Source organism: Streptomyces sp. NPDC023723 (genome assembly GCF_040639815.1).
Lineage (GTDB): Bacteria > Actinomycetota > Actinomycetes > Streptomycetales > Streptomycetaceae > Streptomyces.
In genome coordinates this window covers 23507-42555 of the sequence record NZ_JBFAAP010000022.1, presented here as the reverse complement: position 1 = coordinate 42555, position 19049 = coordinate 23507, and the positions used below count along the sequence as shown (strand labels likewise).

Sequence of the window (19049 nt, the reverse complement as noted above, 5' to 3'; positions counted from 1 at the left end):
CGGTCCTCTCAGACGAGGGCGGGGGTGGCGTACTGGTTGGCGGGGCGCGGCAGGCCGTAGCGCCCGCGCAGGGTGCGGCGCGGGCCGTACTCGTGGCGCAGCAGGCCGCGGGCGCGCAGGACGGGCACGACCTGGTCGACGAAGGTGTCCAGGCCCGCGGGCAGCACCGGGGGCATGATGTTGAAGCCGTCGGCGGCGCCGGACCGGAACCAGGTCTCGATGGTGGCGGCCACCTGCTCGGGCGTGCCGGCGAAGGTGAGGTGCCCGCGCCCGCCGCCCAGCCGGGTGATCAGCTGCCGTACGGTCAGCCGCTCGCGCCGGGCCAGTTCCACCACCAGCGTGTACCGGCTCTTGGCGCCCTCGACGGCGTCCTCGGGCGGCAGGTCGGCGGGCAGCCGGGCGTCCAGCCGGAGCGTGCCCGGCTCCTGGCGCAGCAGGTGTTCCAGGCGGCGCAGGCCGTGCTCGGGCACGATGTGGTCCGCCAGCACCTGTTCCGCGCGCCGCGCCTCGGCCTCGGTCGAGCCGACCACCGGCACGATCCCGGGCAGCACCTTCAGATGCCCGGGGTCCCGGCCCGCCGCCCGGACGCGCGCCTTGAGGTCGGCGTGGAACGCCCGCGCGCCGGCCAGCGTCTGCTGCGCGGTGAACACCGCCTCCGCGTACCGGGCCGCGAACCGCTTGCCGTCCTCGGACGACCCCGCCTGCACCAGCAGCGGATGGCCCTGCGGCGGCCGTGGCACGTCGAGCGCGCCCTCCACCCGGAAGTACGTCCCCCGGTGCCGCGGCGGGTGCAGCCGGCTGCCGTCGCCCCACACCCCGGCCGCCTTGTCGGCGACGACCAGGTCGTCCTCCCAGCTGTCCCACAGCTTCAGCGCCACGTCCAGGAACTCGGCGGCCCGCGCGTACCGTTCGGCGTGCGCCGGCTCGCCGTCCAGGCCGAAGTTGCGGGCCGCCTCGGCGCCGGCGGTGGTGACGATGTTCCAGCCGGCCCGGCCGCCGCTGACGTGGTCCAGGGAGGCGAATCTGCGGGCCAGGTCGTAGGGCGCGTTGTACGAGGTCGACGCGGTGCCGATCAGCCCGATGTGCTCGGTGGCGCCGGCCAGCGCGGTGAGCAGGGTGAGCGGTTCCAGGGTGCCGGCGGGGCGCTGGCCGACGTCGCCGAACAGCACCGGACTGTCGGCCAGGAACAGCGAGTCGAAGGTGCCGCGTTCGGCGGTCCGGGCCAGCCGCTTGTAGTGCGCGAGGTCGAGGTGCGCGTGCGGGTCGCTCTCCGGCAGCCGCCAGGACGCCTCGTGGTGGCCGGTGTTCAGCAGGAACGCGTTGAGGTGCAGCTCCCGGGCGCTCATCCGCGGTCCTCCGTGACTCCGAGCGCGGCCAGCAGCCGCTCCCGGTACTCGCCCAGCAGGGGGTCGCGGTACGAGCGCGGATGCGGCCGGTCGACGGCCAGGTCCAGGCCGATCCGGCCGTGCTCCAGCACCAGCACCCGGTCGGCGAGCACGATCGCCTCGTCCACGTCGTGGGTGACCAGCAGCACCGACGGCCGGTGCCGCTCCCACAGTTCGCGCAGCAGACCGTGCATCCGGATCCGGGTCAGCGCGTCCAGCGCCCCTGGGGGCACCTCCCGCGCCCGTTCAGGGCTGTGGGGGAGGCTCGTCGGCCAGCAGCAGTTCGGGCTCGCGGACCAGCGACCGGGCGAGCGCCGCGCGCTGCGCCTCACCGCCGGACAGCTCGCTCGGCCAGTCCCGCTCCCGCCCGGCCAGGCCCACCTCGGCCAGCGCCGCCCGGCCGCGTTCCGCCGCGCTCCGGGCGTCCAGTCCCAGCAGTACGTTGGGCAGCACCCGGCGCCAGGGCAGCAGCCGGGAGTCCTGGAAGACCACCGACACCCGCTCCGGCGCGGTGAGCGTGCCGGAACCGGACACCCCGTGGTCGAGCCCGGCGACCGCCCGCAGCAGGGTGCTCTTGCCGGAGCCGCTGTGCCCCAGCAGGGCGGTGAACTGACCGGCGGGCAGTTCGAGATCGATGCCGTCCAGGACCGTACGGCCGGCGAAGGACCGGGTCAGCCCCTCCAGCCGGACCGCGGGTGCGGTCAGTTGCTCAGTGTGCGGCGCCATACCAGCACCCTCCGTTCGACGAGGCGGACCAGCGTGTCGGAGACCAGGCCGAAGATGCCGTAGACGACCAGGCCGACGAGGATCACGTCGGTCTGGCCGTAGTTCTGCGCCTGGAACATCAGGTAGCCCAGGCCGCTGGTGGCGTTGATCTGCTCCAGGACCACCAGGCCCAGCCAGGAGTTCGTCACCCCGAGCCGCAGCCCGACGAAGAACCCGGGCAGCGCGCCGGGCACGACGACCTGCCGGACGAACGCGAGCCGGGACAGGCCCTGCACCTCGGCGAGTTCGACGAACCGGGAGTCGATGCCGGACAGCGCGGCGTGGGTGTTGAGGTAGATCGGGATGTACACGACGATGGCGATGATCGCGATCTTGAAGGTCTCGCCGATGCCCAGCCACAGGATGAACAGCGGGATCAGCCCCAGCGTCGGGATCGCCCGGTTGAGCTGCACACTCCCGTCGATCAGCGCCTCCCCGGCCCGGCTCAGCCCGGACAGCAGCGCCAGTACCACCCCGGCCACCAGCCCGATCGCGAACCCGGTGCCGGCCCGGCGCAGCGAGGTGAGGATGTCGTCCGGCAGGGTGCCGTCGGTCCACAGGTGGGCGCCGGACTCCAGCACCGTCCAGGGCGCCGGGATCGCGCCCGGGTCGAGCAGAGCGGCGGCGGAGGCGGCGGCCCAGACGACGAGCAGGACGAGGGGACCGAGCAGCCGGGCGGCGGGCAGCCGGCGGCCGGGGGACAGCCGCCCGCGCCGCCGTACCCGGGGACTCTCCGCCGCCCCTACCGGCGGCCGCGCGGTGGTCGTGGTCACGGCGGTCACCTCCGGTACCCGGCCGGTACGGCCTTGGCGGCGAGCGCCTCGAAACGGCGGTCGAAGAGCCGCTCCACGTCGAACCCGTCCACGAAACCGCCCTCCGCCAGCAGATCCGCGGTCTCCTGCTCCCAGCGCACCGCCTCGTCCCAGCTCGGCGGGAACAGCGGCTTGTTGGCCAGCTCGGTGATCGACTCGGCCTGCGCGAGGCTCAGGTTCTGCGTCTTGACGTAGAACTCCCGGTTCCACTGGTCCGGATGCTCGTACTGCCACACCGCGCCCTTCGCCCAGTACGGGACGTACGCGGCGACCGCGGCGGCCTTCGCCCGGTCGGCCAGCACGGTGGCCGGCGCCCACAGCAGGTTGAGCAGGTCCACCACGTCGGTCTTGATGACCCGGGCGCCCTTCGCGCCGTACTGCTCCAGGTACGAGGGCACCTGGGCGGTGCCGAGCGGGGCGATGTCGACCTGGCCGGACTGGAGCGCGGTGAGGAACTGGTTGCTGGTCAGCGGCACCAGCTCCGCGTCGTCGTACTTCAGCCCGGCCTCCTTCAGGGCGCGCAGCAGTACGACGCCCTGGGCCTGGCCCTGGGAGAAGGCGAGCCGCTTGCCCTGGAAGCCCGCCACGTCCCGGATGTCGCTGCCGGGCCTGGTGGCGAAGAGGCAGATCGGCTTGCGGGTGATGTTGATCGCCACGATCTTCGCGTCGTAGCCCTGGTAGTACGCCTGGATCGGCGGGATGCCCGCGTTGTTGGCGACGTCCAGGGAGCCCGCGCGGAAGGCGTTGATGACGTCGGGGCCGGCGCCGACGTTCAGCCAGTCGGCGACCTTGAACGGCAGCTCGCCGCTGAACCCGGCCAGCTTGAACTGCACCTGCTGCACGTTCTGGTACGAGGAGATCTTCAGGCTGGTGCCCGCGGGCACCTGCTCGGCCAGCGGGGCGGTGGCGGCGCCCGCGTCGGCCGCGGCGCTGCGGTCGGCGCAGCCGCTGAGCCCGGCGGCCGCGGCACCGGCACCGAGCAGGGACGTGAGGAAGAGACGCCGGTCGAGGCCGGACAGGGGTGGGGAAGGCATGACGGGACTCCCGGGCAGACGGCACGGAGCCGAGCGAGGGGAAAGGGGAAAGAGGGGGAAAGAAAGAGAGCAGAGAGCAGAGAGCGAGAGAAGAGAGCGCTCCGGACGCGTCAGAGGCGTCGGCGTGTCAGCAACAGAAGGCGCGACAGTTCTTGAGCGGGCTCATGGACACGATGCTCCAAGCGGCGTGCGACCGGTGTCAACATTCGGAGTTTCTGAATTAAATGACCACAGGTGAGCGGCCCAGCGGATCCCGGTACAGGTCGTCCAGGACCACCGCGCCGCCCGCCACGGCCAGCGGCGACCGGCGGAAACTGCTCGCCGCCACGCCCCCCGCCCGGCCCGCGCCGACCGCCGCGCGGAGCGCCGCCAGGCAGTCCTCCCGGTGCATGGCGCCGATCTCCGTCACCACCACCGTCTCCGGATTGAGCACGTCGAGCAGCAGCCCCGCCGCCCGGCCCACCGCCCGCGCCCGGTCGGTCAGCAGCCGTACCGCCCGCGGGTCGCCGTCCGCCGCCGCGCCGAGCACCCGCGTCGGGTCGTCGCCGACGGCGAGCCCGGCCGCCCGGGCCCGCCGGCACAGCGTCCGCTCGCTCAGCTCCGCCTGGAGGCAGCCGGTGCGTCCGCAGCCGCAGGGCTCGGTGCCGCCCGGCACCGGCAGATGGGCGATCGCCCCGGCCTGCGAACGCGGCCCGTGATGCACCTCGTCGCCGGTGGCGAACGCCGCGTCGACCACATTGCCCACGAACAGGTGCAGCACACTGCGGCTGCCGCGCGCCCGCCCGAACAGCCGCTCCGCGTTCACCAGCGCCCGCGCGTGCCCGTCGACCTGGACCGGCAGCCCGGTCCGGGCGCCGAGCAACTCCCGCACCGGTACGTCCCGCCAGCCCAGCAGCGGATGCTCGACGACGGTGCCGGCCGCCCGGTCCACCCAGCCGCCGGCCGCGAAACCGACCGCCGCCGGCACGCTGTCCCCGGCCCGTTCCAGCAACTGGGCCAGCGCGTCGGCGGCCCGCGCCAGCACCTGGGCCGGCGCCGCACCGGCCGGCCCGTGCGGCAGCCGCCGCTCGGCCAGCACCCGGCCGCGCGGGTCGAGCAGCGCCACCGTGGTGTACGGCACCGCCACATGCACCGCGCCCACCACCAGGCGCGAGGTGTCGATGTCCACCGGCAGATGCGGTCGCCCCACCGCACGCGAGCGCGGCGGCGGGGTCTCGCGGATGAGTCCGAGCCGGGCCAGCCGGGCGCAGTGGCCGGTCACCGAGGCCGGGGACAGACCGGTGAGCCGGGCGATGGTGCTGCGCGGCACCGGCCCGTGCGCCAGCACGCACCGCAGTACGGCACTGGCGGAGGTGCGCAGCCGGTCGCTGTCGGCGGCCCTGACGGTGGGGGAGGGGAGGGGACGGGCGGTCGCGGTACGGGGCATGGGGAACTTCCTCGGGGCCTCGGGTCCTCGGGGGAATCGAGTCCGGCACGGCAGCGCGCCGGACCCGGTGAACCGGGGCACACCGGATCCGCTCCGCCGGCCCCGCTACCCGCGGCGACAGGCGGCCGTGTCCACGCGCCGCAGATCGACATGGCGACGCGAGGAGAAGTTCCGGGCCTGGGCGACCATGCCGGCGAAGCTAGCAAAGCGGCCCGCTTTTGTTTAGACGGCGCCCGACGGGCGAGACGGGGCGCGGGTTCGGGGCGCCGGTCAGCCGTGTCCACCCGGCGAGCCCGCCGCCCGCTCCCCGGTGAGTCCGCGCCGGCCCTCGCGAGCCACGTCACCGCACTCGCGTGACCGGTGTCACCTCCGGAACGGTGTAGTCCGCCCCCGTTGTCCGAAGCCAACCAAGCCCCGGTCGCCGCCTTTGTGGGGCGCCGACGGTGATCCGTGTCAGTGCGGCGGTATAGCGTCACGATGTTCCCGAACTGTCCACCATCGCCCGCGGAGGCCCCATGAGCACCGCCACCGTCCTCGCCCGTCCCGGCCGGGTCCTCGCCGACCTGCTCCCCGCCTCCCGAGTGCGGGATGCCGCGCTCGTGGCCGGCGGCGCCGCGCTCACCGGCCTCGCGGCCCAGATAGCCGTGCCCGTCCCCGGCTCCCCGGTGCCGGTGACCGGCCAGACCTTCGCCGCGCTCCTGGTCGGCACCGCCCTCGGCGCCGGCCGCGGCGTCCTCTCGCTCGCGCTGTACGCGCTGGTCGGCATGGCGGGCGTGCCGTGGTTCGCGGGCGGCGCCTCCGGCACCGCCATGCCGTCCCTCGGCTACGTCTTCGGCATGATCCTCGCCGCCTCGGTCATGGGCGCCCTGGCCCGCCGCGGCGCCGACCGCTCCGCCTGGCGGACGGCCGGCGCGATGCTGCTCGGCGAGGCGATCATCTACGCCGTCGGCGTCCCGTACCTGGCCCTGTCCACCGGCATGTCCGCCGGTGCCGCGATCGCGGCGGGACTCACCCCGTTCCTCATCGGCGACGCCGTGAAGGCGGCCCTGGCGATGGGCGTGCTGCCCACCGCCTGGAAGCTGGCCGACCGGCGCTGACGCCGGGCATCGCGCCCACCTGCGGCCCGCCGGTCCGAAGGACGACCCGGCGGGCCGTACGCGTGCCGGGGCGCGCCGCCGGCTACCGCGTGGGCCGCCGCGCCCACCACATCCCGGCCGCCCCCGCCGCGACCAGCGCCGCGCCGGCCGCGCCCAGCGGCAGTGCGGCGCCGCCCCCGGCACCGGTCCGGGGCAGTTCGTCTTCGCCCTGGCCGCCGTCGTCGCCGCCCGGCGCCACCGGCTGGTTGTCCGTGCCCAGCAGCAGCGGGGTGGCGGGGGCGTCCGGCGACGGGTTGGCCGTCCCGAACGGCACCGGACCCTGCTGCCAGAACGTCTTCTTCCCGTCCCCGCTCAGCACCGGCAGACAGATCTTCCCCTGCTCGTCCAAGTCGTACGTCGCGTCGACCGCGTAGGACTTGGTCGCACCCGCCGCGAGATTGTCGATGTCGCAGTTGTAACCGCTGTTGGAACCCTCCGGAAGATTGTTTTCCGCGATCTCGGAACAGCCTTCGACGCCGTTGACGGTGAGTCCCTCGAAACCCGCCACCCACAGCTTGATCTTTCCGCTGTCCGCGTTTCCCCCGTTCTTCACCGTGGCGGTGAGATCCGTCTTTCCCGAGCCGTTGTCGACCGAGATCTTCTCGGACAGTGTCGTGGTCAGCTCGACACCCGCCGGTGCCGCGTCGACCGCCTTTCCCCCCTTGCCGCTCCCCGGTCCGTCGTCATCGGCGGCGGCGACCGGAGCAAGGATCAAGGCCGCCGAAAAAGATGCCACCACCAGCGATCCCGTGACGGTCTTCGTGCGTAGCGCACTCATGTTCGTCCCCCTTGGCTGCGCCTGAATCCGCAGTACTCGAAGAGGTACCACAAGATATGCGCGCACTATGCTGGTGCGTCTCCAAGTGTGACCGTTGTGTTTCAATCCAGGGGGTGCGGCGGATTGCCGGGAAATGAGCACAGTGGCGGTGTTCCAGGGTTATTGGTGACAGGACGCTACCGGTTGGCCGAGAGTATCGGCCAGGGTGGAATGGGGCGGGTGTGGCGGGCCGCCGACGAAATTCTCGACCGTCCGGTCGCGGTCAAGGAAATGCGGATGGACGGCATCGAGGCGGAGGACGCCCGGACCCGCCGGGAACGCGTCCTGCGCGAGGCCCGGGCCACCGCGCGCATCGACCATCCGCATGTCGTGCGGGTCTACGACGTGGTGGAGGAGGCCGACCGCCTGTGGATCGTCATGGAACTGGTCGTCGGCCGCTCCCTGGAGCAGATCATGGCCGAGGAGGGCCCGCTGAGCCCCCGGGAATCGGCCCGGATCGGGCTCGGCCTGGTGGCGGCCCTGCGGCAGGTGCACGCCCGGGGTGTGCTGCACCGGGACATCAAGCCGGGCAACGTCCTGGTGGAGTCGGCCGGACGGCGGGTCGTCCTCACCGACTTCGGCATCGCCGCGATCCAGGACGCCAAGGCGCTCACCATGGTGGGCATGCTGGTCGGCTCGCCCGACTACATGGCGCCCGAGCGGGTCTCCGGCCGGCCGCAGGGCCCGCCCTCCGACATCTGGTCGCTCGGCGCCACGCTCTGCGCGGCCCTGGCCGGCCGCTCCCCGTTCGCCCGCGGCACGACCCTCGCGACCCTGCACGCGGTGCTCTACGAGGAGCCCGAACTGCCGCCCGCCGCGGGGCCACTGACCCCCCTCCTGGCCGCCCTCCTGGAGAAGGAGCCGGCCGGCCGGCCGGGCCTGACGGACATCGAGTCGGCCCTGCGCCCGGTGGCGTCCCCGCCGCACACCCCGACCGTGCGGGTCACCGAACCGACCACGCTGCCGCTGCCGGACGAGCCGGAACCGACGCCCGCGCCGCCACCGGCCACCCCGGCCCACCCCACGGCCAACAGCCCGGCGACCGAACCGGACGGACCCCACCTCGCCCCCACACCCACACCCACACCTGCACCCGTCCCCGTCCCCGCCCCCAGCTCAGCCCCCCGCTCCCGCTCCCGCCTCCGCCCCCGTACCGCCCTCCTCACCGCCGCCGCAGCCGTGCTCACCGCCGGAGCCGTCACGGCGGCCCTTCTCACGACGAACGCCGGCGGCGACGGCGGCGACGGCGGCCAGGCCGGTGCCACCGCGTCGGCGTCCGCGAGCGGCTCGGAGACCGTCGAGGGCACCTCCCGCCCGCCCAGCCTGCCGCCCGGCGCCCGGCAGGAGGCCGGCGGCTTCGCCTGGACGCCCCCCGACGGCTGGCGGCGGGACGTGAAAACGGGCTCGGAGGTGCACTACACCGCCCCGGACGGCCGACAGGAACTGGTCGCCAAGTCGGCGCTCGCCCGCGGCGACCTGCTGGAGACCTGGCAGACCTCCGAGCGCAACGCCCACCAGGGCGAGAACTACCGCAAGATCCGTCTGGCGCGGACGACGTTCCGCGACCACCCCGCGGTGATCTGGGAGTACACCTTCACCCTCAAGGACGTCCCCTGGCACGCCCGGCTGCTCGGCTTCACCGCGGACGGCAAGTCGTACCAGGTCAACACCTGGTACCAGCCGGAGACCGAGGCGGACGCCCTGAAGGTCTACGAGAAGGTCAAGAAGAGCTTCACCCTGCTGTGACGCCCCGCTCGCCCCGCTCGTCCCGCCGCCGCACCCGCTCCCGCACCACCGCCAGGACCAGCACCACCGCCGCCACCAGCAGCGACAGCAGGATCGTGGTCCGTCCGTCGTGCTCGGTGTCGGTCAGCATGTAACCCAGCACGAAGACGATCAACGCCGCCGTCGCCCAGGTCAGATACGGATACAGCCACATCCGCACCACCAGCCGCTCCGGCGCCTCCGCTTCGACGATCCGCCGCATCCGCAACTGCGAGCAGCAGATCACCAGCCAGACGAACAGGGCCACCGCGCCGGAGGAGTTGACGAGGAAGAGGAAGACCGAGTCGGGCCACTCGTAGTTGAAGAACACGGCGACGAAACCGAACGCCACCGAGGTGAGGATCGCGGTGCGCGGCACCCCGCCCGCCGTGGTCCGCGCGAACCCCTTCGGCGCGTCCCCGCGCTCACCGAGCGAGAAGGCCATCCGGGACGCGGTGTACAGCCCCGAGTTGAGACAGGACAGCACCGCCGACAGCACGATGACGTTCATGATCTGCCCGGCGTGCGGGATGCCGAGCGAGTCCAGCGCGGCGACGTAGGAGCCGTCGTCGGTGATCGACGCGCTGTCCCAGGGCAGCAGGCACACCACGACGAAGATCGAGCCCAGGTAGAAGACGGCGATCCGCCAGATGACGCTGTTGGTCGCCTTGGCCACCGCCCGCTCCGGGTCCGCCGACTCGCCGGCCGCCAGCGTCGGGATCTCGCTGCCCATGAAGGAGAAGACGACGAGCAGCACGCCGGTGAGGATGGCCCCGGGCCCGTTGGGCAGGAAGCCCCCGTGGCCGGTCAGGTTGGACAGCCCGGCCTGTTCGGTGTCGGCCCCCGGCAGCACCCCGAACACGGCCAGCAGCCCGATCACGATGAACACCCCGATGGCGACCACCTTGATCCCGGCGAACCAGAACTCGAACTCCCCGTAGGAACCCACCGAGATCAGGTTGGTGGCGGTCAGCACCACCATCACGATCAGCGCCCACCCCCACTGCGGGACGGCCGGCACCCACCCTTCGAGGATCTTCGCCCCGGCGGTCGCCTCGACCGCCAGCACCACCACCCAGAAGAACCAGTACAGCCAGCCGATGGTGAAACCGGCCCACCGCCCCAGCGCCCGGTCGGCGTGCGCGGAGAACGACCCGGAGGTCGGGTTGGCCACCGACATCTCGCCCAGCATCCGCATCACCAGCACCACCAGCGTGCCGACCAGCGCGTACGACAGCAGGATGCCGGGACCGGCGGCGGCGATACCGGTGCCGGAACCCACGAACAGGCCGGCCCCGATCACACCACCGATGGCGATCATGGTCAGATGGCGGTTCTTGAGACCGGGCCTGAGCCCGGTGCCGGGCTCCCCGGGCTCCCCGGGCCGGCCGGGGCCGCCCCCGGTTCCGGTCAGGGTCGGCTGAGAGGTCATGGATGGACTTCCTTTGCGCCGGTTGACGTGTCCACCCGACGCTGCTTCCCCCAGGCCCGCGTGTCACACTCGACGCATGCGCGTGTATCTCGGCTCCGACCATGCGGGCTACGAACTCAAGAACCACCTCGTCGAGTGGCTCAAGGCCGCGGGCCACGAGCCCGTCGACTGCGGGCCCCACATCTACGACGCCCAGGACGACTACCCGCCGTTCTGCCTGCGGGCCGCCGAGCGGACGGCCGCCGACGAGGGCACCCTCGGCGTCGTGATCGGCGGCTCGGGCAACGGCGAGCAGATCGCGGCCAACAAGGTCAAGGGCGTACGCGCCGCACTGGCCTGGAGCGAGGAGACGGCCGCCCTCGGCCGCCAGCACAACGACGCCAACGTCGTCGCGGTCGGCGCCCGCATGCACTCCGCGGAGGAGGCGACGAAGTTCGTCGAGATCTTCCTGAACACCCCGTTCTCCGGTGACCAGCGCCACATCCGCCGCATCGACATGCTGGCCGGGTACGAGACGACCGGCGACCTCCCGCCGATCCCGGCGCACCACCCGCAGCAGTAACCGAGCCGGGACGAGCCGGGTCGGGACGGGGCGGTACGGGGCGGGGAAGGAAGACAGCGGTGCCGGAAGGCCACACCATCCACCGGCTGGCGCAGGACTACGACGCCGCCTTCGCCGGCCGGCCGGTCCGGGTGACCAGCCCGCAGGGCAAGTTCTCCGACGGCGCCGCCCTGCTCGACGGCGCGCCGCTGACCGCCACCGAGGCGCACGGCAAGCACCTCTTCCTGCGGTTCCGCGACAGCGACTGGGTCCACATCCACCTGGGCCTGTTCGGCAAGGTCGCCTTCGGCCCGGCCCCCGCGCCGCCCCCCACCGACACGGTCCGGCTGCGGCTGCGCAACGACACCGCGTACGTCGATCTGCGCGGCCCCACCGCCTGCGCGCTGATCACCCCGGGCGAGAAGGACGCGATACACGCCCGCCTCGGCCCCGACCCGCTGCGCGCGGACGCCGACCCGGCCGCCGCCCACGCCCGGATCTCCCGCAGCCGTACGACGATCGCCGCGCTGCTCATGGACCAGAAGGTCATCGCCGGCGTCGGCAACGTCTACCGCGCCGAGGTCCTCTTCCGGCACGGCGTCGACCCGTACCGCCCGGGACGCGACATCACTCCCGCCCTCTGGGACGCGCTCTGGCACGACCTGGTCGCCCTGATGCGCGAGGGCGTCCGCAACAACCGCATCGACACGGTCCGCCCCGAGCACACCCCCGAGGCGATGGGCCGCCCGCCCCGCGTCGACGACCACGGCGGCGAGGTCTACGTCTACCGCCGCGCGAACCGCCCCTGCCACCTCTGCGGCACCGACATCCGCACCGCCGACCTCGCCAACCGCAACCTCTTCTGGTGCCCGGCCTGCCAGCACCGCCCCTGACCGGCCGACACGTTCAGAACCCGTGCGGCAGCCACGGCGAGACACGGCCGCCTCTCAAACCCGCAAGCCCCGAAGTCCGCCGCGGACGCCCCGACCCGCCCCCGCCGTCAGAACCCGTGCGGCAGCCACGGTGCCAGGTCCGAGCCGAAGCCCAGGGCGGCCTCCGCCAGCGCCCCCGGCCGCAGTTCCCGGACCCGTCCCGCGCCGCCCAGCGCGGTCAGCGACACGCCGCCGAGATAGGCCGCGCCCAGCTCCCGCACCGACAGGGCCAGGTCCGCCGGGTCCGAGGCCGGCACACAGGACGCCCCCTTCTCGTTCCCGGCCAGCCGCCAGCGCCCCGCGTTCCACGGGCAGAACGCGTCCTCGACCTCGAACACCACGTCCACCGGCGCCCGGTAGGTCCGGGCCGCCAGCGCCGCCCCCACGTCCACCAGCCGTACGTACAGCACGTCCCGCGGCCGCGGGACGCACCGCCGCAGATCGGAGACCTGAAACTGCCACCCGTCGTCGGCCGGCCGGTTGCGCACGCTCAGCGTCGTCGTCAGGTCGATGCCCGCCAGGAACCGCCACAACGCCGCCCGGGTCGCCGGGTCGAGCCCCTCCAGGTCGGTCAGCAGCACCGTGCCCTCGGCCCCGCCCTGCCCCCACCCGGGCCGCACCCGGAACCGCGCGTACCCGGTGACCTCCCCGTCCCGCGAGGCGACCACGCACTGCAACGGCGACGCCCCGTCCCGGCCGCTCTCCGGGTCCAGCAGCCCCAGCCGCTCCCACCCCGGCTGCCGGGCCAGCATCCCCGGCCGCCCGGGCACCAGCCGGGCGTACACCGCCTCGCACACCTCCAGGACCTCCGCGGGCGCCGCGTACCGCAGCCGTACGTCGTCCGTCCCGGCCGGCCCGGACAGCCGTACCCTGCCGGTGTCGATCTCCGCGCTGACCTGGAAGGTCGCCGCGCCGTACCCGAACCGGCCGTAGATCGCCGGCTCGGAGGCGGTCAGCGCCGCCAGCGGCTCGCCCCAGGACCGGATGTCGTCCAGCTGCCGGCGCATCATCGAGGTCAGCACCCCCCGCCGCCGGTGCGTCGCGGCGACCCCGACCATGGTGACCCCGGCGGTCGGCACCTCCGCCCCGCCGGGCACGCTCATCCGGAACCGGTACGCGCCCGCCGTCCCGACGCACGCGTCACCCTCCCAGACCCCGAGCGAACGGTCGAAGTCGGTCAGGGAGTTGAACAGCGCCCGCTCCTCGGCCGGCTCCGGCACCCCGCCGAAGGCCCGCAGCAGCGTGTCGTACCACCTGTCCCATTCGTCCCGCCGCAGTACCCGCAGGTCCAGCGGGTCGGTCGTGGTCCGGTCCGTACCGTCAGCGTTCATGAGCCCATGCCTACCAGGGCAATGCGGGGCGAGCCAGGGGAATTTCCCACGGCGGCCCACACGACGGCCCGGCGTGCAGTTCACTGTGAACTCTGGCCTCGGACGGGGGACAAGTGGTACCTCCCGTGCCAAGCGCCCGCTCCGATGGATAGGGTCCCGAACTGATGGCAGCAGGACGACAGCGGCGTGCGGAAGCCGACACGTTCACGGCCCGGTTGAAGAAGCAGTGGCACCGGGCCCGCGTCGCGCTGCGCAAATCCGCCGTCGACTACTTCCGCGGCGACGGCTCGGACTGGATCGCGCTGGCCGGTCTGCTGCTCACCGTGCCGGTCATCGCCTGCTTCACGATGGTCAACTCGGTGTGGGTCTCGCCGGCCGCGCTGGTCCTGCCGATCGTGGCCGGCGGCCTGCTGCTGCGCCCGGCCAGCCTGCTCGGCCTGTACGCCGCCGCGGCCACCGCGCTGATCGTGGAGTCGGTCCAGCTCGGTCCGTACACCGAGGGCCCCTCCCGGGTCACCCCCGGCTCGGTCCTGACCGTCGCGGCCTGCGGGTTCATCGGCCTGCTGATCGCCCAGTTCCGCAGCCGGGTCGGCGTGCCCTGGCGGCGCGGCGGCACCATGCTCTTCGACCTGCGCGAACGCATCCGGGTGCAGAGCAAGCTGCCCCAGCTGCCGCCGGGCTGGCACCGCGAGATGTCGCTGCGCCCGGCCGGCGGCCAGTCCTTCTCCGGCGACTTCGTGGTCGCCGCCCGGACCAACGGCGGCCGGACCCTGGAAGTGGTCCTCACCGACGTCTCCGGCAAGGGCATGGACGCCGGCTCCCGCGCCCTGCTGCTCTCCGGCGCCTTCGGCGGCCTGCTGGGCAGCCTGCCCCCGCACGCCTTCCTGCCCGCCGCCAACGGCTACCTGCTCCGCCAGGACTGGGACGAGGGCTTCGCCACCTCCATCCACCTGGTCCTGGACCTCGACTCCGGCGACTACGAGCTGTACACCGCCGGGCACCCGCCGGGCCTCCAGCTCAGCGCCGGCACCGGCCGCTGGGAGGAGAAGGCCGCCGAGGGCCCGCTGCTCGGTGTGTACGACGGCGCCCAGTTCGACCCGGTGAAGGGCTCGCTGCGCTCCGGCGACGTGCTGATGCTGTTCACGGACGGACTGGTGGAGACCTCCGACCGGGACATCGTCGAGGGCATCGACCGGCTCACCGGCGAGGCCGACCGCTATGTCGCCGGCGGCTTCCACGGCGCCGCCTGGCACCTGATCGAGGCGGTCGCCAAGGACGTCAACGACGACCGGGCGCTGCTGCTGATCTGCCGCGAGGGCCCCACCACCGCCCAGGCGCACGCCCACGCGCACGGCACGGACGACTGACATGCCCGGGACCGACGTGAGTGACAAGGACAGCAGGGACGGCAGGGGAGACCTAAGCGACAGGGGCGACAGGGCGCCCCCGTCCTGTCCCTGGCCGAGGTCGAGGCCACCGCCCGCGCCGCCCACGCGGGCCAGACCGACAAGGCGGGCCGCCCCTACGCCGAGCACCTGGCCGCCGTCGCCGCGGGCGTCCGGCGCCGGGGCGGCGACGACGCGCAGATCGCGGCCGCCTGGCTGCACGACGCCGTCGAGGACGACGCCCTGACCCACGCCTGGCTGGCGGCGGCCCCGCTGAGCCCCCGCACCAAGGACATCGTGCTCGCGGTCACCAAGCGGGCGGGGGAGACCCCGCAGGCGTACGCCGCCCGCATCCTGGCCACCCCGGGCGCGCCGCTGGTCAAGGAGGCCGACCTGGCGCACAACGCCGATCCGGCCCGGCTCGCGGTGCTGGCCGAGCCGACCCGGAAACGACTGACCGAGAAGTACACGCGGATGCGCGCGCTCCTCGGTCTGCCAGGCCATGACGGGAACGCCGGCTAGACGGAGACCTTCTCCCGGTCGCCCCGCTGCTCCGCCACGGGCCGGCGCGCACGGGCCTCCTGCGCCGCGTCCGGCCGGAACGCCCACGCCATCGTCGGCTCCATCGCGAACCGGAAGGCCCGCCGCACCGGCGCGGTGCACAGCAGCGTGACGGCCGCCGCCGCCAGGACGGTCACGAGGACCTCCCCGAGCGGCGTGTGCAGCCAGCCGGGGTCGAACAGGCCCAGGTAGCCGGCGCCCTTGATCAGGAAGCCGTGCAGCAGATAGCCGTAGAGCGTGCCCGCGCCCAGGGCCGTGAACCAGCGCCGCCGGCCCGGCACCCAGGCGAAGAAGCAGGCGGTCAGCAGCAGCGAGCAGCCGAACAGCGCCAGCGTCATGACCGGCCCGGTCCACCAGGGCGCGCCGAGTTCCTGGGCGGCGTCCCGGTGGTAGAACCAGCCGGTGTTCAGCCGGGGCACCGTCCACCAGCCGACCGCCACGGCCGCCGCGAACACCGGCACCGACGCGATCCGCACCGACCGGCGGCGCACCCACTGGAAGTGCTCGGCCCGCATGCTCAGCCCCAGCACGAAGAACGGCAGGAACTGGAGCACCCGCTGGAGGTCCAGGTCGTCCCCGATCTCCGGCGTCACGGACGCCAGCGCGGCGACGACCAGGGCGACCGGCAGCGGGTACCGGATCAGCTTCCAGACCGGCGTGGTCAGCCGCCACACGAACAGCGCGATCAGGAACCAGGTCAGGTACCAGGGGTCCAGGAGGCTGATCTCCTGGTCCGGCGAGCCGCCCGCGTAGCGGTTGAAGAGCGAGTACGCCGTCTCGAAGAGGACGTACGGCACGACGACACCGGTGAGCAGCCGCCGCAGCCGGTCCGGGCGCATGTCGAAGCTGCGCGAGAAGAAACCGGAGATGATGATGAACGCCGGCATGTGGAAGGCGTACACCACCTGGTACAGCCCCTCCAGGACGCGGCTGTCGCCCTTGAGCGGCTCCCAGGAGTGGCCCATGGCCACCAGCACGATCGCCAGATACTTGGCGTTGTCGAAGAAAGCGTCACGTTGTTTGCCGGGCGGGGACGGGGCAGCGTGGAACATTCGAGGCACCCTAGCGTTGTCTGTGGGAATCCGTAAAACTCCCCTGGAACGCACCCCCTTTGTCCCGATTACGGCGGATCAAACCGGTCGAAATCCTCCCAGGTCTGGAGGTGGGTCCAGATCCGAATCCAGCCGGTGCGATGTGCCCGCCGCAACAATTCGAATTAACTGCGGACGTGTTGTGTCCGGGCGGCGGAGGAGCCGAAACGGACCGGTCGGATTTCCCGCCCGGCTACCTCTCCGAATTCCTGTACGAAATACGGATGTTGCAGCCCCGGAGGCGTGTCGACGGGGTGCCGGGGAGGTGCCGGAGAGGTGGCGGTGCCGGGTGTGCCGGTGAGACGTCTGCCAAACGATGCGTCACCTGCCGCATGAGACGGCCGGGTTGGTGGCACGATGGTTCCTGGCGGGGGTGCGCGAGACCGCACCGCCGGGCCGGGAGAGCGGACCGACCTAGGGTGTGATCAGTTGTGGCCATTTCACTGTCTGTGGTGCTGCTGTTGGCGATCATCCTGGTGGTGCTCATGCGAGGGGGATCCCTCAAGGCCGGCCCCGCGATCGTCGCGGTCCTCTTCGGCTTCTTCCTCGCCTCCACCGGCATGGCGCCGTCGATCAACCGCTTCATGAACTCGATAGCGGAGACGATCAACTCGATCAGCTTCTGACAACGCCCAGGGGCCCGGTTCACCGAACCGGGCCCCTGGACGTTGGGTGGAGCGGGCGACGGGAATCGAACCCGCGTAGCCAGTTTGGAAGACTGGGGCTCTACCATTGAGCTACGCCCGCACAGCGCGCGCCGCGGATCACCGATCGCGGCACTGGAGGCATCGTAGCGGGTCACCCCCCTGTGTCGCACACCCCGTGGAATGCGACGGCCCGCGGGGCTGTCGGCATGTACCCTACGGATCGCACCAGACGGGGTGTGGCGCAGCTTGGTAGCGCGTCCGCTTTGGGAGCGGAAGGCCGTGGGTTCAAATCCCGCCACCCCGACCATCCACCGGCCGTCCGGCCGGTCACCTCGCATGATCGCGCCGTGATCGCCTCGATCGCCTTTTGGGCCGTGTACCCGCTGCCGTTACTATGCAAGCTGCACGCCCGTGTGTCTCATCCTGTGCAGTCTCCCGGGCGGCGAACATCGGCCGGGCCGCTCTGGCTCCGGCAGAACCCAAGAAGTCAGCCACAAGGAGACCGAACCGTGAAGAGCGCCGTGGAGACCCTGAACCCGACTCGGGTTCGGCTCACTGTCGAGGTGCCCTTCGAGGAGCTCAAGGACAGCCTCGACGCGGCGTACAAGAAGATCAACCAGCAGGTCACGGTGAAGGGCTTCCGCAAGGGCAAGATCCCGGCCCGGGTCATCGACCAGCGGTTCGGCCGCGGTGCGGTGCTGGAGGAGGCCGTCAACGACGCCCTCCCGAAGTTCTACACCGACGCCGTCAACGAGGCCGAGGTGGACCCGCTGGGCCAGCCCGAGGTCGACATCACGGAGCTGAAGGACGGCGAGACGCTGAACTTCACCGCCGAGGTCGACATCCGCCCGACGATCGAGATCCCGGACTTCTCCGGCATCGAGGTCGAGGTCGACGCGGTCGAGGTCACCGACGAGGACCTGGACAAGTCGGTCGAGCAGCTCCGCGAGCGCTTCGCCTCCACCTCCCCGGTGGAGCGCGCCGCCGAGGACGGCGACGTCGTCACCATCGACCTGGAGGCCAAGGTCGACGGCGAGGTCCTGGAGGACGGCGTCGCCAGCGGCGTCTCCTACACCATCGGCTCCGGCGAGCTGCTCGAAGGCATCGACGAGGCCGTCAAGGGCCTGGCGGCGGGCGGCGAGGCCACCTTCACCTCCGAGCTGAAGGGCGGCTCGGCGGCCGGCCAGGCGGCCGAGGTCACCGTCAAGGTCAGCCAGGTCGCCGCGCGCGAGCTGCCCGAGCTGGACGACGACTTCGCGCAGCTGGCGTCCGAGTTCGACACCCTGGACGAGCTCAAGGCCGACAGCCGCAAGCGCCTCGAGAACATGAAGCAGTACGACCAGGCCACCCAGGCCCAGGAGCGGGTCCTGGACAAGCTCCTGGAGCTGGTCGAGGTCCCCGTCCCCGAGAAGCTGCTCGAGGACGAGGTGGGCACCCGCAAGCACAACCTGGAGCACCACCAGCTCGGCCAGATGGGCCTCGACCTCCCGAAGTACCTGGAGATCCAGGGCAAGACCGAGGAGGAGTTCGAGACCGAGACCCGCGAGGCCGCGATCAAGGGCATCAAGACCCAGTTCGTCCTCGACGAGCTGGTCAAGCAGGAGAAGCTCAACGTCAACCAGGAGGAGCTCACCGAGCACCTCATGCGGCGCGCGTCCTCCTCCGGCATGTCCCCCGACCAGTTCGCGCAGGCCGTCGTCGAGCAGGGTCAGGTCCCGCTGCTCGTCGGCGAGGTGGCCCGCGGCAAGGCGCTGGCCGTCGTGGTCGAGAAGGCCACGGTCAAGGACACCAACGGCGAGGTCGTCGACCTGAGCGACGACGAGGAGGAGGAGACCGAGGCCCCGGCCGAGGCCGCCGCCGACTCCGCCGAGAACACCCCGGCCGAGGAGAAGACCGAGGGCTGATCCCCGGTACCTCGCAGGTTGCAGGGAGGGCCCTGGGGATCACCCCGGGGCCCTCTCGCCGTCCGGCAGGGCAGCGTTCCCAGGGG

Annotated in this window: 16 protein-coding genes, 2 tRNA genes and 1 pseudogene; 9 read left to right on the top strand and 10 right to left on the bottom strand. The window is 72.5% G+C overall.

Going from position 1 to position 19049, the window contains the following annotated elements:
* Positions 1-8: 8 nt before the first annotated feature.
* From AB0G32_RS22615 to AB0G32_RS22595, 5 genes and pseudogenes are all read right to left on the bottom strand, one after another.
* Entirely contained in the window at positions 9-1346 is a 1338-nt protein-coding gene (locus AB0G32_RS22615; RefSeq protein ID WP_361165997.1) for an LLM class flavin-dependent oxidoreductase, read from the bottom strand.
* Positions 1343-2111 (bottom strand): annotated as a pseudogene (locus AB0G32_RS22610) (ABC transporter ATP-binding protein). The gene AB0G32_RS22615 and the pseudogene AB0G32_RS22610 overlap by 4 nt, the downstream one beginning before the upstream one ends.
* A complete protein-coding gene (locus tag AB0G32_RS22605; protein WP_361165994.1) occupies positions 2087-2932 on the bottom strand; it encodes an ABC transporter permease in 846 nt (281 codons plus the stop codon). The pseudogene AB0G32_RS22610 and the gene AB0G32_RS22605 overlap by 25 nt, the downstream one beginning before the upstream one ends.
* Positions 2929-3996: an ABC transporter substrate-binding protein gene (locus AB0G32_RS22600; protein ID WP_361165991.1), complete on the bottom strand. Its 1068-nt coding sequence runs from the start codon at positions 3994-3996 to the stop codon at positions 2929-2931. Before AB0G32_RS22600 ends, AB0G32_RS22605 begins: the two co-directional genes overlap by 4 nt.
* 220 nt (positions 3997-4216) lie before the next feature.
* A complete protein-coding gene (locus AB0G32_RS22595) occupies positions 4217-5422 on the bottom strand; it encodes an ROK family transcriptional regulator (protein WP_361165988.1) in 1206 nt (401 codons plus the stop codon).
* Between the two features lie 515 nt (positions 5423-5937).
* On the opposite strand from AB0G32_RS22595, the gene AB0G32_RS22590 reads away from it, so the two are divergent.
* Entirely contained in the window at positions 5938-6519 is a 582-nt protein-coding gene (locus tag AB0G32_RS22590; protein WP_361165985.1) for a biotin transporter BioY, read from the top strand.
* Between the two features lie 82 nt (positions 6520-6601).
* On the opposite strand, the gene AB0G32_RS22585 is transcribed toward AB0G32_RS22590, so the two are convergent.
* A complete protein-coding gene (locus AB0G32_RS22585) occupies positions 6602-7336 on the bottom strand; it encodes a hypothetical protein (RefSeq protein ID WP_361165982.1) in 735 nt (244 codons plus the stop codon).
* Positions 7337-7519: 183 nt separating this feature from the next.
* Here AB0G32_RS22585 and AB0G32_RS22580 point away from each other — a divergent pair, with 183 nt between their 5' ends.
* Positions 7520-9121 carry a serine/threonine-protein kinase gene (locus AB0G32_RS22580; RefSeq protein WP_361165979.1) on the top strand — a complete coding sequence of 534 codons (1602 nt, stop codon included), beginning with the start codon at positions 7520-7522 and terminating at the stop codon, positions 9119-9121.
* Here the strand turns inward: AB0G32_RS22580 and AB0G32_RS22575 are convergent.
* Positions 9108-10571, bottom strand: coding sequence for an amino acid permease (locus AB0G32_RS22575; RefSeq protein WP_361165976.1), 1464 nt, complete (start codon positions 10569-10571; stop codon positions 9108-9110). The two genes, AB0G32_RS22580 and AB0G32_RS22575, sit on opposite strands and share 14 nt — an antisense overlap.
* Before the next feature lie 76 nt (positions 10572-10647).
* Between AB0G32_RS22575 and AB0G32_RS22570 the strand changes: the two genes are divergently transcribed.
* Positions 10648-11133: a ribose-5-phosphate isomerase gene (locus AB0G32_RS22570; protein WP_361165973.1), complete on the top strand. Its 486-nt coding sequence runs from the start codon at positions 10648-10650 to the stop codon at positions 11131-11133.
* A 59-nt stretch (positions 11134-11192) separates the two neighbouring features.
* On the top strand, positions 11193-12005 hold the full coding sequence (locus AB0G32_RS22565) for a DNA-formamidopyrimidine glycosylase family protein (protein ID WP_361165970.1): 813 nt from the start codon (positions 11193-11195) through the stop codon (positions 12003-12005).
* Between the two features lie 107 nt (positions 12006-12112).
* Here the strand turns inward: AB0G32_RS22565 and AB0G32_RS22560 are convergent, their stop codons facing one another.
* Positions 12113-13375 carry a GNAT family N-acetyltransferase gene (locus tag AB0G32_RS22560; protein WP_361165967.1) on the bottom strand — a complete coding sequence of 421 codons (1263 nt, stop codon included), beginning with the start codon at positions 13373-13375 and terminating at the stop codon, positions 12113-12115.
* 164 nt (positions 13376-13539) lie between these two features.
* Here AB0G32_RS22560 and AB0G32_RS22555 point away from each other — a divergent pair, with 164 nt between their 5' ends.
* Together AB0G32_RS22555 and AB0G32_RS22550 are read left to right on the top strand one after the other, a co-directional pair.
* Positions 13540-14742 (top strand): PP2C family protein-serine/threonine phosphatase, encoded by a 1203-nt coding sequence (locus AB0G32_RS22555; protein WP_361165964.1) that lies wholly within the window; start codon positions 13540-13542, stop codon positions 14740-14742.
* Between the two features lie 84 nt (positions 14743-14826).
* Positions 14827-15282: an HD domain-containing protein gene (locus tag AB0G32_RS22550; protein ID WP_361166166.1), complete on the top strand. Its 456-nt coding sequence runs from the start codon at positions 14827-14829 to the stop codon at positions 15280-15282.
* Here AB0G32_RS22550 and AB0G32_RS22545 read toward each other — a convergent pair.
* Complete coding sequence (locus AB0G32_RS22545) at positions 15279-16373, bottom strand: acyltransferase family protein (protein WP_361165961.1); 1095 nt, start codon at positions 16371-16373, stop codon at positions 15279-15281. The two genes, AB0G32_RS22550 and AB0G32_RS22545, sit on opposite strands and share 4 nt — an antisense overlap.
* A 470-nt stretch (positions 16374-16843) precedes the next feature.
* On the opposite strand from AB0G32_RS22545, the gene AB0G32_RS22540 reads away from it, so the two are divergent.
* Entirely contained in the window at positions 16844-17038 is a 195-nt protein-coding gene (locus AB0G32_RS22540) for a hypothetical protein (protein WP_320773049.1), read from the top strand.
* 47 nt (positions 17039-17085) lie between these two features.
* Here AB0G32_RS22540 and AB0G32_RS22535 read toward each other — a convergent pair.
* Positions 17086-17159: transfer RNA gene (locus AB0G32_RS22535), tRNA-Gly, on the bottom strand.
* Between the two features lie 130 nt (positions 17160-17289).
* On the opposite strand from AB0G32_RS22535, the gene AB0G32_RS22530 reads away from it, so the two are divergent.
* Both AB0G32_RS22530 and tig read left to right on the top strand, forming a co-directional pair.
* A tRNA-Pro gene (locus AB0G32_RS22530) sits at positions 17290-17366 on the top strand.
* 202 nt (positions 17367-17568) lie between these two features.
* A complete protein-coding gene (gene tig / locus AB0G32_RS22525; protein WP_361165957.1) occupies positions 17569-18963 on the top strand; it encodes a trigger factor in 1395 nt (464 codons plus the stop codon).
* Positions 18964-19049: the final 86 nt, after the last annotated feature.